Origin of the sequence: Polaromonas sp. (assembly GCF_039932935.1) — a bacterium.
GTDB lineage: Bacteria > Pseudomonadota > Gammaproteobacteria > Burkholderiales > Burkholderiaceae_C > Polaromonas.
Genome location: NZ_JBDTPB010000128.1, coordinates 1 through 13,924, shown reverse-complemented (window position 1 = coordinate 13,924; position 13,924 = coordinate 1). Strand labels below are relative to the sequence as shown.

Below are 13,924 nucleotides of genomic sequence, written 5' to 3'. Positions count from 1 at the left end.
GCTCGCCGCCCGACATGGTGCCGGCCAGCTGGTCCTTGCGCTCGCGCAGGCGCGGAAACAGCACGAACATCTTTTCCATGTCTTCGGCGATGCCGGCCTTGTCGCTGCGGATATAAGCGCCCATCTGCAGGTTCTCGGTGATGGTCATGCGGGTGAACACGCCGCGGCCTTCCGGCACCATGGCCAGGCCTTCCTTGACCAGGTCCCAGGCGCCACGGCCCTTGATGCTCTTTCCGAGGTATTCGATATCACCGCCCAGCATCGGCAGCGTGCCGGTGATGGCTTTCATCGTGGTGGTTTTGCCGGCGCCGTTCGAGCCGATGAGCGTGACCAGTTCGCCGTCGTTGACTTCGAAGTCAACGCCCTTGACCGCCTGGATGCCGCCGTATGCGACCTTCAAGCCAGTCACCTTCAGGAGTGTGTTTGCTGCCATGTTCTTGCTTTCCTTCAATGACCGGTGCCCAGATAGGCGGTGATCACTTTTTCATCTTTTTGTACGTCGGCAGGCGCGCCTTCGGCGATCTGCTTGCCGTAGTCGAGCACGGTCACGCGGTCGCACAGGCCCATGACCAGCTTTACGTCGTGCTCGATCAGCAGGATGGTGCGGTTGTCCTTGCGGATGCGGTCGATCAACTCGCGCAGCTGCACTTTTTCGGTCGCGTTCATGCCGGCGGCCGGTTCGTCCAGCGCGATCAGCTGCGGGTCGGTGGCCAGGGCCCGGGCAATTTCGAGGCGGCGCTGGTCGCCGTAGCTCAGCGTGCGGGCCTTGAAACCGGCGTATTTGCCAATGCCCACATAGTCGAGCAATTCCTGTGAACGTTTGGCGATGGCCGCTTCTTCCTGCTTGAAGCCGGGTGTGCGCAGCACAGCGCCGATGAGGCCCGACTGGGTGCGGATATGGCGGCCGACCATGACGTTCTCGAGTGCCGTCATGTCGGCAAACAGGCGGATGTTCTGGAAGGTGCGGGCAATGCCGGCCTTGGCCACCTCATGCACAGCCGTGGGTTTGTAGGCCTTGCCGGCCAGCTCGAAAGTGCCGCTGTCGGGTGTGTACAACCCTGTCAGCACATTGAAGAAGGTGGTCTTGCCGGCGCCATTGGGGCCGATCAGGCCATACACCTGGCCGCGTTCGATGTGAATGCCGACATCGCTCAGGGCCTGCAAGCCGCCGAAGCGCTTGGAAACACCGGAGACTTTAAGAATGGTTTCGCTCATGTCCATTCTCCTTAAGGGTTGATTGACTGAATGGGGTCTTTACCGGCGACCTTGTTCAGCGACTTGCCGTGCTCCGCCGAAGGCCACAGGCCGCGAGGACGCATCAGCATGATGGTGATCATGGCCAGCGCGATCAGCAGCTGGCGCAGGATGGCGGAGTCGAGCCGGCCGTCGGTCATGGCCTGCAGCGGGCCGGCCACGTGGCGCAGCACCTCAGGCAAGGCCGCGAGCAGCAAGGCGCCCAGAATGACGCCCGGCAAATGCCCGATGCCGCCGAGCACCACCATGGCGACGATCATGATCGACTCCATCAGACTGAAGGATTCCGGCGAAACGAAACCCTGAAAGGCTGCGAACATGGAGCCTGAGACGCCGCCGAAAGTGGCCCCCATGCCGAAGGCCAGCAACTTCAGGTTACGGGTGTTGATGCCCATGGCCTTGGCGGCGATTTCGTCTTCGCGAATGGCCATCCAGGCGCGGCCGATGCGGGAGTTTTCCAGGCGGTGGCAAACGACGACCGAAACGATCACCAGCACCAGGAAGAGGTAGTAATACATCGACACCGAGTTGACCTCGAAGCCGAAAATCTCATGCGGTTTGCCGAGGTCAAACCCGAAGAACTTCATCGAGTCGATCTGGTTGATACCCTTGGGACCATTGGTCAGGTTGATGGGGCGGTCCAGGTTGTTCAGGAACACCCGGATGATTTCACCAAAACCCAAAGTCACGATGGCCAGATAGTCGCCGCGCAGTTTGAGGGTTGGCGCGCCCAGCACAACGCCAAAAAGGCCCGCCAGCGCCGCCGCCATCGGGATGATGGCCCAGATCGGCAAATGCAGTCCGTTCGGGAACTCTGCCGCAATCCAGGGGAAGGCATCGGCCAGGTGGGGCGAACCGAGTAGCGCGAACAAGTAGGCGCCCACCGCGAAGAAGGCGACATAACCCAGGTCCAGCAGGCCGGCGTAGCCGACCACGATGTTCAGGCCCAGCGCCAGCAGCACATAGAGCAGCGCCATGTCGAGAATGCGCACCCAGGCGTTACCGCCCTGTTGCAGGATCAGGGGCAGCACCAGCAGCGCTGCCGCGACGATCAGGAAGGTAATGAGTTTTTTCGATTTGACGGAATTCATGGGGTTTCTCCTTGTGTATCGGATGGACGCGGCGTCACGCGCGGTCCGCTACACGCTCACCCAGCAGGCCCGAGGGACGCAGCGTGAGCACAAAAATCAGCACGATAAAGGCAAAGATGTCGGAGTACTGGCTGCCCAGCACCCCGCCCGTCAGCGGGCCGATATAGCCGGCGCCGATGGATTCGATCAAACCGAGCAGAATGCCGCCGAGCACCGCGCCGCCCAGGTTGCCGATGCCGCCAAACACGGCAGCGGTAAAGGCTTTGAGGCCCGGCAAAAAGCCCATGGTGTGTTGCACGGTGCCGTAGTTGGACGCATACATGACGCCGGCCAGTGCTGCCAGAACAGCGCCGATGATGAAGGTAGCCGAGATGACGGTATCGGGACGCACCCCCATGAGGGCAGCAACGCGGGGGTTTTCGGCAGTGGCCCGCATGGCGCGGCCGAGCTTGGTGTAATGAACCAACCACATCAGCACGGAGAGGGAAACAACCGTGGCGCCCAGAATGAACAGCTGGGTCACGGTGATGACGGCGCCGGCGACCTGGAAAGGCTCGCTTGGCAGCAGAGTGGGATAAGGTTTGTAGTTGGGCTTCCAGATGATCATGGCCAGCGTCTGCAGCAGCAGCGACATGCCGATGGCGGTGATCAGCGGAGCCAGTTTGGGGGAGTTTCGCAGCGGCCGGTAGGCAATTTTCTCAATCGCAAAATTGAGGGCGCCGCAAACGACAAACGCGATCAGCAGCGCTATCAGCAAAATAATCCAGCCCGGCGTGCCCGGCATGGATTCCTGCATCAGGCCGATGATGGTCCAGCTGGTTAAAGCCCCCACCATCAAGACCTCGCCGTGCGCGAAATTGATCAGGTTGATGATGCCGTACACCATGGTGTAACCCAAGGCGATCAAGGCATACATGCTGCCCAGCACCAGACCATTGATGATCTGCTGTAGCAATACTTCCATAACTCACTCTCCCGTCCAATTGATGAAATTGCGAACTCCGCCTGGCGGCGACCACACACCGGGATCGCCGGTGGCTGGCTTGAGTTAACAAAAAGCCCGCCTATCAAAACCAGGTGACTGGGTCGGGTGGCGAGCTAATCCGCGAATTGTAGCCACCGGTCTTAAGCGAGAATCGGGCCAAGCGGGTGGTTTTCGCGGGGTTTACCCTTAACATTTTCTGAAACATCGAATTTTAATTTTTCATTAGTTATTCTTATATGAGTTGCTCCTTGAAAATCAGCCCTAATGCGACGCCGAACGCCGACTTAATTCGTCACCCCGCCTGATGTCGGGCCATTCGTCCGTTTTTTAGATTGCAATATGCGATTTCATAAATACGAGGCTATTAATGCAGTATTTCTTTGCGGCACCGTCACCGGCGCCGCAAAGATGCTCAATCTTTCCCAACCGGCTGTCTCCCGCCTTATTTCAAGCGCGGAAAGTGAACTCGGCTTTCTGCTGTTTCATCGTCAGCAGGGACGTATGGCGCCAACCGACGAAGCCCAGCAGCTGCGTCCGGCGATTCTAAGAATCATGGAATCCATGAGCCATGCCTCTTCGCTGGCGGCCGGGCTGCGCAACGGCGGCGTCAAGCAGTTAAGGATTGCCGCCGTACCGTCCCTGGCCACAGCCGTGCTGCCCCGGGCGGTGAAATCATTCATCGGGCAATACCCCAAATGCAAGCTGACACTGGAAACCTATCACTACGACTCCCTGGTGGATGCGCTTCTGGCCGGGCATGTTGATCTCGGGTTTGTCTATGAGCCGGTGGCACATGCGGCGCTGGCCACCACTGACTTGCTGCAGGCATTTTTTTGTTCCGTGTCGACATCCGGTTATTTCGCAAAAAGCAAAACCTCCATCTCGATCAAGGACCTGGGTTCCTGCAACATGATTGGATTGAGCAAAGATGACCTGGTGGCGTCGCTGATCGCACAGACGGACGGCATGGCGGACATTGCGCTGACGCGTAATGTTTCGGTCGAAACCAGTGTGGTGGCCATGCATCTCGCAGCCCAGGGGATGGGCGTTGCGTTGGTTGACTCCCTGACGGGCGCACTTGGAAAGATGCACGGAGCGCAGGTTTTGCCCTTCACACCTGAAGTGCCCATACGGGTCTCCGCGATGCGCCTGGTCACACATGAGGCAGGGCTGCACGAAACAAAGTTCATGGAACACTTCGCGGCCCAGGCAAGACTGATTCATGGCGGCTGACATGGGGAATCCGGGTCAGTAATTGTCAAAATACCGCTGTAACTCGCAGGCATCCTGTGTCAAGGTCAGTGCCAGGCAGAGCAGCACACGGGCTTTTTGCGGACTGAGCGTGTCCGAGCCTATGGAGCCAAAAGCATCGTCGTCCACCGCGCCATTGCGCGACACCAGGCCACTGCCGGTACGTGAACTTCTGACGACGGCAACGCCGCGGAGAATCGCCTCACGATATGCCGCCTGATGAACGCTGGAAATCGACCCATTACCGGTACCCGCATGCACAAGGCCGCGCGTACCGCCGTTGACAAATGCGTGAATGCTTTCGCAGCCGGCACCCGCGTAGGCATAAACAATGTCCACCTTTGGCAGTCTGTGAAGGCCCGACACGCTGAAAGGCGAATTCAGCGTGTGGTGGCGCGATGGCATCCGGTGAAGTTTGACCTCGCCGTTTTGCATATAGCCCATACAGCCAAACTCAGGACTGCAAAAACTGTCGATCGACGAGGTATGGGATTTGGTCACCTCACGGGCCGAAAAAATCCGCTCATTCGCCACCACCATCACGCCATACCCCTGGACCCGAGAGCTGGCAGCAAGCTGCACCGCCCGCAAAAGGTTCAACGGCCCATCTGCGCTGATGGCGGTGGCGGGCCGCATGGCCCCCACCACCACGACCGGCTTGGCTGTCTTGAGCGCCAGATGCAGAAAATACGCGGTCTCTTCCAGCGTGTCGGTTCCTTGCGTCAACACAAAGCCATCGGGCGCTTCGCGCTCGTCGAGCCGCGAGATCGCGTCAGCCAGGCCGAGCCAGGTGTCGGTGGAAAAATTTTCACTACCCAATTGGCTGATCTGGACGGCGAGCAACTCGACGTTCTCGGGTAAATGGGGCGTCAGCGGCGCCAAGGTGTCGGCGGCCGAAAGCTGCGAGTCCTGGTAACTGAGCACGTCCGATGCGGAACTGGCCTCACCGGCTATCGTGCCTCCGGTGCCCAGGACGACAATCTTTTTTTTCTGCATCAATGTTTCAACCATAGGGTTCAAGAAGGCGAAGGCAACACTCACGCCACCCGGCCCGCCGCCGGCCAATGCATGGCCAAGCGGGACGCGGGAACCAGTTCAGTCTTTTGCGAGCCTTCTGATTCGCGGAGCGCCGTCACTTCATCGTGACCAACGTGGTCTTGACACCCATTGGATAGGTGGACAGCGTGACAGCGGCCTTCGTGCGCTGGCCCGTCCCGTCAAACTCGATATGGCCGGTGATGCCGTCGTACTTTGTCTTGCCGACGTACGCCAGGTATTTGGCAGGCTCGGCTGAGCCGGCCGCCTGCATGGCATTGGCCAATATCATGACGTTGTCATAGGCATACGGCGCGTAAACCACGACTTCGCTGTTGTAGGCGGCCTTGTAGCGTTGAGCGAAACCGGGGCCGCCCTTCATGTCCATCAAGGCCTCGCCGCCATCACCGCAAATGACGTTTTTGCCGACCGCCTGTGCGCCAAGCTTCGGCAAATCGCCGGTGCATACCCCATCGCCCCCCATGAAAGGAAGCTGCCCAATGCCCAGCTGGGCCATCTGGCGAAGCATGGCGCCCGCCTGTCCATCAAGCCCGCCAAAAAAGACCGCCTGGGCTTTTTTGCCTTTGATCGTGGTCAGGATGGGGGAGAAATCACTGGCCTTGTCACTGGTAAATTCGCGCGCGACAATCACGCCGCCCAGTGATTTGAAGGTTTTTTCAAACTCGTCTGCCAAGCCCTGGCCATAGGCCGTGCGGTCATCAATCAAGGCGACGCTGCGGAGCTTGAGCTTGGTGGCCGCATAAACCGCCAGCGCGCTACCGATCATTCCATCGTGGGCAATGGTGCGAAATGTGGTTTTGTAGCCCAGCTGGGTAAGCTTGGGATTGGAGGCTGCGGGGGTGATGTGCGGAAGGCCCGCCTCGCTGTAAATGCGGGCGGCGGGAATGGTGGTGCCGCTGTTGTTATGCCCCACAACGCCGTTGACACCGTTGTCTACCAGCTTTTGCGCAACGGCAGTCCCCTGCTTCGGGTCAGCCTGGTCGTCTTCTGACACCAACTCAAACTTCACGGCCTTGCCGCCAATCTTGAACTGGCGGGTGTTCAGATCTTCGATGGCAAGCTGTGCGCCGCGCTCGTTGTCTTTGCCATAGTTTGCCGCCGGGCCCGACAGCGGACCGACCACCGCAATTTTTACTTTTTCCTGCGCTAAAGCCGAAGTTGCCGAAACAATTGCCAGCACAGAAAGAACACTCTTTACGCAATAACCTGACGACATACCCGACTCCTGTTGAATTGATGAGCAGGTAGTATCAAACCGGGTTTCACCCTTGAGGCATGCGTAGACGAGGCACGCCATGCAGAAAGCGTATGCGCTGTTTTGGGGATGCGGCCCGTATCTGACGCGTCATGCGCGGCGCCTGGCCCCCGGGGTTTCCGGCCTGGCTTGACCGAGGCCGCTTATGACCCGTCAGCGAAGATCACAAACCCGCTGGGCACGGCTTATTTCTCCGTGTCGTTTTTTGCCCTTAGCGCTTCGAGTTTTTCAGCGATTTTTATTTCCAGCCCTCGTTTAACGGGCCGGTAAAAGCCCGGGGCCTGCATGCCTTCGGGAAAATAATTTTCACCCGCGGCGAAACCATCTTCTTCGTCATGCGCGTAGCGGTAGTTTTTGCCGTAGTCGAGCTGTTTCATGAGCTTTGTTGGTGCATTGCGCAAATGCAGGGGCACCGGGCGGGTGCCGTCCTTGCTGATGAAAGCCTTGGCTTCGTTGAAGGCCTTGTAGACGGCATTGGACTTGGGCGCGACCGCCAGATAAATGACGCATTGAGCCAGCGCCAGTTCGCCCTCCGGGGAACCGAGGCGCTCATAAACTTCCGCAGCATCCAGCGCCATGCGCAAGGCCCGCGGATCGGCAAGGCCGATGTCTTCGCTGGCCATGCGAACCAGGCGGCGCGCCATGTAGCGCGGTTCGGCCCCGCCGTCGAGCATGCGCATGAACCAGTACAGAGCCGCATCGGGGTCTGACCCGCGTACTGATTTGTGCAGGGCCGAAATGGTGTCGTAAAACTGCTCACCGCCCTTGTCGTAGCGGCGCAGGCGTTCGCCCAGTACCTTGAGCAGCCAGGCGTCGGTGACCTCGGTCACTTTTTCGGCTTTGGCCGCCACACTCAGGGATTCGAGCGTGTTCAAGAGACGCCGCGCGTCACCGTCGGCATACGCCACCAGCCGGTCAACTGCCTCACTTGCTATGCTTTCGATAGCTGGTAGCGCACGCTCAGCAAGGACTTTGGCGACGATTTGCTTGAGATCTACCTCTCCAAGCGGGTGCAATACATACACCACAGCGCGTGAGAGCAGGGCCGAATTCACCTCAAACGAGGGGTTTTCCGTAGTGGCGCCTATGAAGGTAAAAAGGCCGCTTTCCACATGCGGCAAAAACGCGTCCTGCTGGCTTTTGTTGAAACGATGCACCTCATCGACAAACACAATCGTGCGCTTGCCGCTCTGGCCTTGCCAGATCGACGCCTGCTCGACCGCTTCCCGGATGTCCTTGACGCCGCCCAGCACAGCGGAAATGGTGATGAAGTGGGCGTCAAAACTGCTCGCCATGAGGCGCGCAATGGTGGTCTTGCCCACGCCGGGTGGCCCCCAGAGGATGCAGCTGTGCGGCTGGCCGGATTCAAACGCGATGCGCAGCGGCATGCCTTCACCGAGCAGGTGCTGCTGGCCGATCACCTCGCCCAGATTTTGGGGGCGCAACCGCTCAGCCAGGGGTTGGTGTGAAGATTTGGAGCTAGCCATGGAATCCTTGCGCGTCCCGCCTGAACGCCGGGCGCTGCGCCCGGCAGGACCCCTGCGCAGCTCGCAACCGGCCTTCGCCGTGTTACCCGTCTTTACTGCTTGATCACATCCGCCTTGGGGGGCGGTACGAAGCGAAATGTGTCGGCCGGCAAGCTGGGGTTGACTTCGACCTTGCTGAAGCTCAGCACGGAGCGCTGCCCGAAGCTGTCGAGGATTTCAAGCGCGGCGAGGCCCGAGGATTTTTCGCCGGGGCGAAAACCCACGCGCACGGCCTGCAGCTGCCCATCCTTGCCCTTGGGCGTGGCCACCACCCACTGCAGGCCATCGGCGTCAGGCGCCGCAGCCAGGGTGAAATCGGCCTGCAACGCGCGCAGGTCGGGGGCGGCAGCAATCAGGGCTGCGGGCGTCGAGCCCAGCGCACTGGACTGCTTGCGCGAGGTGACCTGGTTCAGGTCTGTGTCATAGAGCCACAAGGTCTGGCCGTCGGCCACGATGGTTTGCTCAAAAGGCTTTTTGTAGACAAAGCGAAAACGGTTGGGCCGCGAAAATTCAAACGTACCGTTTGAGGTCTTGCTGCGCGCGGCCTGGCCGTCCTTGCCGGGCGCCGTCACCACCTGGGTGAACTCGGCGCGGCCGCTGCTGACGGTCTTCACAAAAGTTTCGAGGCTTTCCAGGCCGTTGGCCCATACCGGATGAGCGCAAGCAGCTATCAAAACAGTAGCAAAATATTTCTTCATGATCGTCACTCCGCCCGCGTGGGCACCAGGATTTCGCGCTGGCCACTGCCGCTCATGGCGCTGACCAGCCCGGCTTTTTCCATGTCTTCGACCAGCCGCGCAGCGCGGTTGTAGCCGATCTTGAGGTGACGCTGCACCAGCGAGATGCTGGCCTTTCGGTTTTTCAGCACGACTTCCACGGCCTGGTCGTACATCGGGTCTTTTTCCCCGCCGCCGTTACCGTTGCCGTCGCCCAGCAAGTCGCCGTCTTCGCCATCCACCGTGCCGCCTTCGAGCACGCCTTCGATGTAGTTGGGCTCGCCCTGCTGCTTGAGATAGGCCACCACGCGGTGCACTTCGTCATCACTCACAAACGCACCATGCACGCGAATTGGAAAGCCTGTACCACTCGGCATGTAAAGCATGTCACCCATTCCCAACAAAGCCTCGGCGCCCATCTGGTCAAGAATGGTGCGGCTGTCGATCTTGCTGCTGACCTGGAAAGACAGACGGGTGGGGATATTGGCCTTGATGAGGCCGGTGATCACGTCCACGCTGGGGCGCTGGGTCGCCAATACCAGGTGAATGCCGGCGGCCCGCGCCTTTTGCGCCAGTCGCGCGATGAGCTCTTCGATTTTCTTTCCCACCACCATCATCAGGTCGGCCAGCTCGTCGATCACGACCACGATGTAAGGCAGGCGTTCAAGCGGCTCGGGCTGCTCAGGCGTGAGGCTGAAGGGGTTGTAGATGAATTCGCCCTTGGCCTTGGCTTCGTCGATCTTGGCGTTGTAGCCGGCCAGGTTGCGCACGCCCAGCTTGCTCATGAGCTTGTAGCGCTTTTCCATTTCGGCCACGCACCAGTTCAGGCCGTGGGCGGCCTGGCGCATATCGGTGACCACGGGAGCGAGTAAGTGCGGAATGCCTTCGTAGACACTCATTTCGAGCATCTTGGGGTCAATCAACAGCAGCCGCACGTCGCGCGCATCGGCCTTGTACAGCAGGCTCAAAATCATGGCGTTGATGCCCACCGACTTGCCCGAGCCGGTGGTGCCAGCCACCAGGCAGTGCGGCATTTTGGCCAGGTCGGCTACCACCGCTGCGCCGCTGATGTCCTTGCCCAGCCCGATGGTGAGCATGGACTTGGCTTCGTTGTAGACCTGCGAGCCCAGAATTTCGCTGAGCTTGATCGACTGCCGCTTGGCGTTGGGCAGCTCCAGCGCCATGTAGTTTTTGCCCGGAATGGTTTCAATCACGCGGATGGAGACGAGGCTCAGGGCGCGGGCCAGGTCTTTGGCCAGGTTGACAACCTGCGAGCCTTTGACGCCCGTGGCGGGTTCAATCTCGTAGCGCGTGATGACAGGGCCCGGTGCAGCGGCCACCACGCGCACCTCGACGCCGAAATCCTTGAGCTTTTTCTCGATCAGGCGCGAGGTCATTTCCAGCGTCTCGGGGGCCACGGTCTCCTGGCGCGTCAGCGCACCGTCGAGCAAGTCGACCTGCGGCAGCTTGGAGTCTGGCATTTCGCTGAAGAGAGGTTTTTGCCGCTCTTTCGCCACACGTTCGCTCTTGGGAATGTCGGCCAGAACGGGCTCGATCAGCACCGGAACCGGGTGATGTTCTTCAATCTCGATGCGTTCATCAATCAGCGTTTCTTCACGCTCGCGTGCGGCCAGCTTGCCAAACGCCAGGTCTTGGGCGATCTCGCGCTTTTCGCGGCGGGAGTCGATCAGGTTGTCGATCCAGGCGCCCACACGCAAGGCCACATGCGCCCACGAAAAACCAAAAACCGCCGACACGGCAATAACGCCCAGCGCAATAAAAACCAGGCCGGAACCCGCAAAGCCCAGCCATTGCTCGCCCTGCGTTCCGGCCAGATAGCCCAGCACGCCGCCCGCATGACCGGGCAACCTGAATTCAAAACGGTACAGCCGAGACCACTCCAGTGCCGCGCTGGCCAGCAAAAGCAGCAGCAGACTCAGCCAGAAGCGAATGCGACCTGCAGACGGTGAAGAACCCGCGGCGACGGCTTCGCCGCGCAGCCATCGTGCCAGGGAAGACAACCATACCTGGCCGCCGGCCGCCAATGCCCACCAGACAGAAAAGCCCAACAGGAAATAGCTGGCATCCGCCAGCCACGCGCCCAAGCGCCCGCCCCAGTTGCGAGCTACCGCATGGACAGCACCCGCAGCTTCAGCCGTGCCGGAGGTTGACCAGGCGGCATCCTGCGGGGAATAGCTGAGCAGCGCAGCCAGCCAGAAAATCAGGCCAAGCAGGCCCAGTATCAGGCTGACTTCATGGGCAAAGCGTTTAATGCCGCCGGGCGGAGCTGCGGCAGGAGAGTTTCTGGAGTTCAGGGTGTCGAGTGAATAAGTCATGGCCCGGCTGGAAGCTTACCGCAGTTGGGTAAGTGCTTGAGGGGCGCCAGCGACGCCAAACAATGGACGGGCGGCCGCTAAGGTTCTCGCTAAGGACTTTATCCCAGGGTGTGAAGACGCTCTTTTACCAGAAGGGACCCATCATCCCGGGTTTCAATGAACCCGCGCTCTTCAAGATCCTTCATGACCCGGCTGACCATCTCGCGGGAAGCACCCACCATCTTGGCCAGATCCTGCCGGGAAACCTTCTCGCGGATCACGGCATTGCCGGCACCGTCTTCATTGGCAAACTCAAGCAAAGCCCTGGCCACACGGCCGTACACGTCCATCAAGGCGAGCGACTCGATCTGCCGGTCAGCATGACGCAGGCGCTGAACCAGGCCTTTCAGCACGGCATAAGCCATGGAGCTGTTTTCAGGAAGGCAACGGGCAAACTCGAGGCGGCCCAGGATCAGGGCGTCGGTCTGAATTTCGGCGCGCACCGTGGCGGAATGAGGTTCGTTGTCGATCAGGCTCATCTCACCGACATAGTCGCCGGGATGCATGGTCGCCAAAATGACCTCGCGACCACGAGAATCGGTAGTGATGACGCGTGCGCGGCCCGTCAGGATGATGGAGAGGGCATTGGATTTCTTCCCCTGCTCCACGATAGGCTCGCCTCGCTTGAACCGGCGCTTGACCACGGTATCGGCCACCGAAGCGGCCTGGCTGGCGGTCAGCACGGAAAAAAGTGGTACCCGGCGAATCAATTCCAGGTTGGACACCATCGTTGTCATATCAGATATCTCCCAACCTCACTTACGACCTGATGTCGCGTGAGTTCTTACAATGGCACGGCTTGCCAAACAATGCCGCAAAAATACTGCCCTTGTTTTTACCTTGGGCTTGCACTTATGCGACATGACTCTACATGAGTTCTTACACTTTCCCAATCAGTTTTTCATCATGAAACATTCAAGCGTTCTCATTCTCGGTTCAGGGCCTGCGGGCTACACCGCCGCCGTCTATGCTGCGCGCGCCAATCTCAACCCCGTATTGATCACCGGTATTGCGCAGGGCGGCCAACTCATGACCACCACCGAGGTCGACAATTGGCCGGCCGATGTGCACGGCGTGCAGGGGCCCGACCTGATGCAGCGCTTTCTGGAACATGCGGAGCGTTTCAAGACTGAGATTATTTTTGACCACATCAACAAGGTCGACTTCAGCAAACGCCCGTTTACCCTGACGGGTGACAGCGGAACCTACACCTGCGATTCGCTGATCATCGCGACCGGCGCCTCGGCCAAATACCTTGGACTGGAGTCGGAAACCGCATTCATGGGCCGAGGCGTTTCGGGTTGCGCCACTTGCGACGGCTTTTTCTACCGCGGAGAGGAAGTGTGCGTGGTGGGAGGTGGCAACACCGCTGTGGAAGAAGCGCTGTACCTGTCCAATATTGCCAGCAAGGTGACACTCGTGCACCGCCGCGACAAATTCAAGGCCGAAGCCATCCTGATCGACAAACTCCACGAAAAAGTGGCTGCCGGAAAAATCGAGCTGAAACTGCACCATACGCTGGACCAAGTCCTTGGCGATGCGTCAGGCGTGACCGGCGTGCGCCTCAAAAGCACGCAGAACGACGCAACGCAGGACATCGTGCTCAAAGGCTGCTTTATTGCCATTGGCCATCAGCCCAACACCGACATTTTCGCCGGCCAGCTGGAGATGAAGGACGGTTACATCATCACCAAAACCGGCTTGCAGGGCTTCGCGACCATGACCAGCGTGCCCGGTGTTTTTGCCGCCGGCGACGTGCAGGACCACATTTACCGCCAGGCGATCACCAGCGCCGGAACCGGCTGTATGGCGGCATTGGATGCCCAGCGTTTTCTTGAACAAGCACAGTAAGGCAAAAATCCCTTATAATTCAAGGCTTTGCTAAATTTGCCCAACAAGCCCAGCTAACGGGTGAGCCGGCGGCAGTTTGGCAGTCTCGGGTTACCGCCACCCTATTCTGGCGAGGTGAGGCAGGCGCAACGGCAGACAACACGTCCGACCGATGCAACTGCTGTAGAAAGTATGGAGTGCACATGGCACGCGTATGTGAAGTCACGGGCAAAGGCCCAATGGTGGGAAACAATGTTTCCCACGCCAACAACAAAACCAAACGCCGGTTCCTCGTGAACCTGCAATACCGCCGCTTCTGGGTCGAAACCGAGAACCGCTGGGTCCGCCTGCGCGTTTCGAGCGCTGCCCTGCGCTTGATCGACAAGAAGGGTATTGATACTGTGCTCGCAGACCTGCGCGCACGCGGCCAAGCTTAAGGAGCACCATCATGGCAAAAGGCGCACGCGAAAAAATCAAGCTGGAATCCACCGCCGGCACCGGTCACTTCTACACGACCACCAAAAACAAGAAAACCACGCCCGACAAGATGCTGATCATGAAGTTTGATCCCAAGGCACGCAAGCA

Annotated in this window: 14 protein-coding genes; 4 read left to right on the top strand and 10 right to left on the bottom strand. The window is 59.5% G+C overall.

What is annotated here, in order from left to right:
- The 4 genes from ABI546_RS19835 to ABI546_RS19820 all read right to left on the bottom strand — a co-directional run.
- Nucleotides 1-433, bottom strand: a 433-nt coding sequence (locus ABI546_RS19835; protein ID WP_348049437.1) for an ATP-binding cassette domain-containing protein, incomplete at its 3' end; no start/stop codon positions are given.
- Between the two features lie 14 nt (nucleotides 434-447).
- Nucleotides 448-1,215 (bottom strand): ABC transporter ATP-binding protein, encoded by a 768-nt coding sequence (locus ABI546_RS19830; protein WP_348049435.1) that lies wholly within the window; start codon nucleotides 1,213-1,215, stop codon nucleotides 448-450.
- Between the two features lie 11 nt (nucleotides 1,216-1,226).
- Entirely contained in the window at nucleotides 1,227-2,345 is a 1,119-nt protein-coding gene (locus ABI546_RS19825; protein ID WP_348049433.1) for an ABC transporter ATP-binding protein, read from the bottom strand.
- A gap of 34 nt (nucleotides 2,346-2,379) precedes the next feature.
- Nucleotides 2,380-3,309 carry a branched-chain amino acid ABC transporter permease gene (locus ABI546_RS19820; RefSeq protein ID WP_348049431.1) on the bottom strand — a complete coding sequence of 310 codons (930 nt, stop codon included), beginning with the start codon at nucleotides 3,307-3,309 and terminating at the stop codon, nucleotides 2,380-2,382.
- 360 nt (nucleotides 3,310-3,669) lie between these two features.
- Here ABI546_RS19820 and ABI546_RS19815 point away from each other — a divergent pair, with 360 nt between their 5' ends.
- Entirely contained in the window at nucleotides 3,670-4,563 is an 894-nt protein-coding gene (locus ABI546_RS19815; RefSeq protein WP_348049429.1) for a LysR substrate-binding domain-containing protein, read from the top strand.
- 15 nt (nucleotides 4,564-4,578) lie between these two features.
- Here ABI546_RS19815 and ABI546_RS19810 read toward each other — a convergent pair whose 3' ends face one another.
- The 6 genes from ABI546_RS19810 to ABI546_RS19785 form a co-directional block, all read right to left on the bottom strand.
- Nucleotides 4,579-5,592 carry an asparaginase gene (locus ABI546_RS19810; protein ID WP_348049427.1) on the bottom strand — a complete coding sequence of 338 codons (1,014 nt, stop codon included), beginning with the start codon at nucleotides 5,590-5,592 and terminating at the stop codon, nucleotides 4,579-4,581.
- A 121-nt stretch (nucleotides 5,593-5,713) separates the two neighbouring features.
- Entirely contained in the window at nucleotides 5,714-6,853 is a 1,140-nt protein-coding gene (locus tag ABI546_RS19805) for a branched-chain amino acid ABC transporter substrate-binding protein (protein WP_348049425.1), read from the bottom strand.
- Between the two features lie 224 nt (nucleotides 6,854-7,077).
- Nucleotides 7,078-8,379, bottom strand: coding sequence for a replication-associated recombination protein A (locus ABI546_RS19800; protein ID WP_348049423.1), 1,302 nt, complete (start codon nucleotides 8,377-8,379; stop codon nucleotides 7,078-7,080).
- Nucleotides 8,380-8,471: 92 nt separating this feature from the next.
- Complete coding sequence (gene lolA / locus ABI546_RS19795) at nucleotides 8,472-9,116, bottom strand: outer membrane lipoprotein chaperone LolA (protein ID WP_348049421.1); 645 nt, start codon at nucleotides 9,114-9,116, stop codon at nucleotides 8,472-8,474.
- A gap of 5 nt (nucleotides 9,117-9,121) precedes the next feature.
- Nucleotides 9,122-11,470 (bottom strand): DNA translocase FtsK 4TM domain-containing protein, encoded by a 2,349-nt coding sequence (locus ABI546_RS19790; protein ID WP_348049420.1) that lies wholly within the window; start codon nucleotides 11,468-11,470, stop codon nucleotides 9,122-9,124.
- Nucleotides 11,471-11,568: 98 nt separating this feature from the next.
- Complete coding sequence (locus ABI546_RS19785) at nucleotides 11,569-12,246, bottom strand: Crp/Fnr family transcriptional regulator (RefSeq protein ID WP_348049418.1); 678 nt, start codon at nucleotides 12,244-12,246, stop codon at nucleotides 11,569-11,571.
- Between the two features lie 169 nt (nucleotides 12,247-12,415).
- Between ABI546_RS19785 and trxB the strand changes: the two genes are divergently transcribed.
- The 3 genes from trxB to rpmG form a co-directional block, all read left to right on the top strand.
- On the top strand, nucleotides 12,416-13,360 hold the full coding sequence (trxB, locus tag ABI546_RS19780) for a thioredoxin-disulfide reductase (protein ID WP_348049416.1): 945 nt from the start codon (nucleotides 12,416-12,418) through the stop codon (nucleotides 13,358-13,360).
- Nucleotides 13,361-13,542: 182 nt separating this feature from the next.
- Nucleotides 13,543-13,776: a 50S ribosomal protein L28 gene (gene rpmB, locus ABI546_RS19775; protein WP_092128623.1), complete on the top strand. Its 234-nt coding sequence runs from the start codon at nucleotides 13,543-13,545 to the stop codon at nucleotides 13,774-13,776.
- An 11-nt stretch (nucleotides 13,777-13,787) separates the two neighbouring features.
- A partial coding sequence (gene rpmG / locus ABI546_RS19770; RefSeq protein WP_348049438.1) for a 50S ribosomal protein L33 occupies nucleotides 13,788-13,924 on the top strand: 137 nt, incomplete at its 3' end.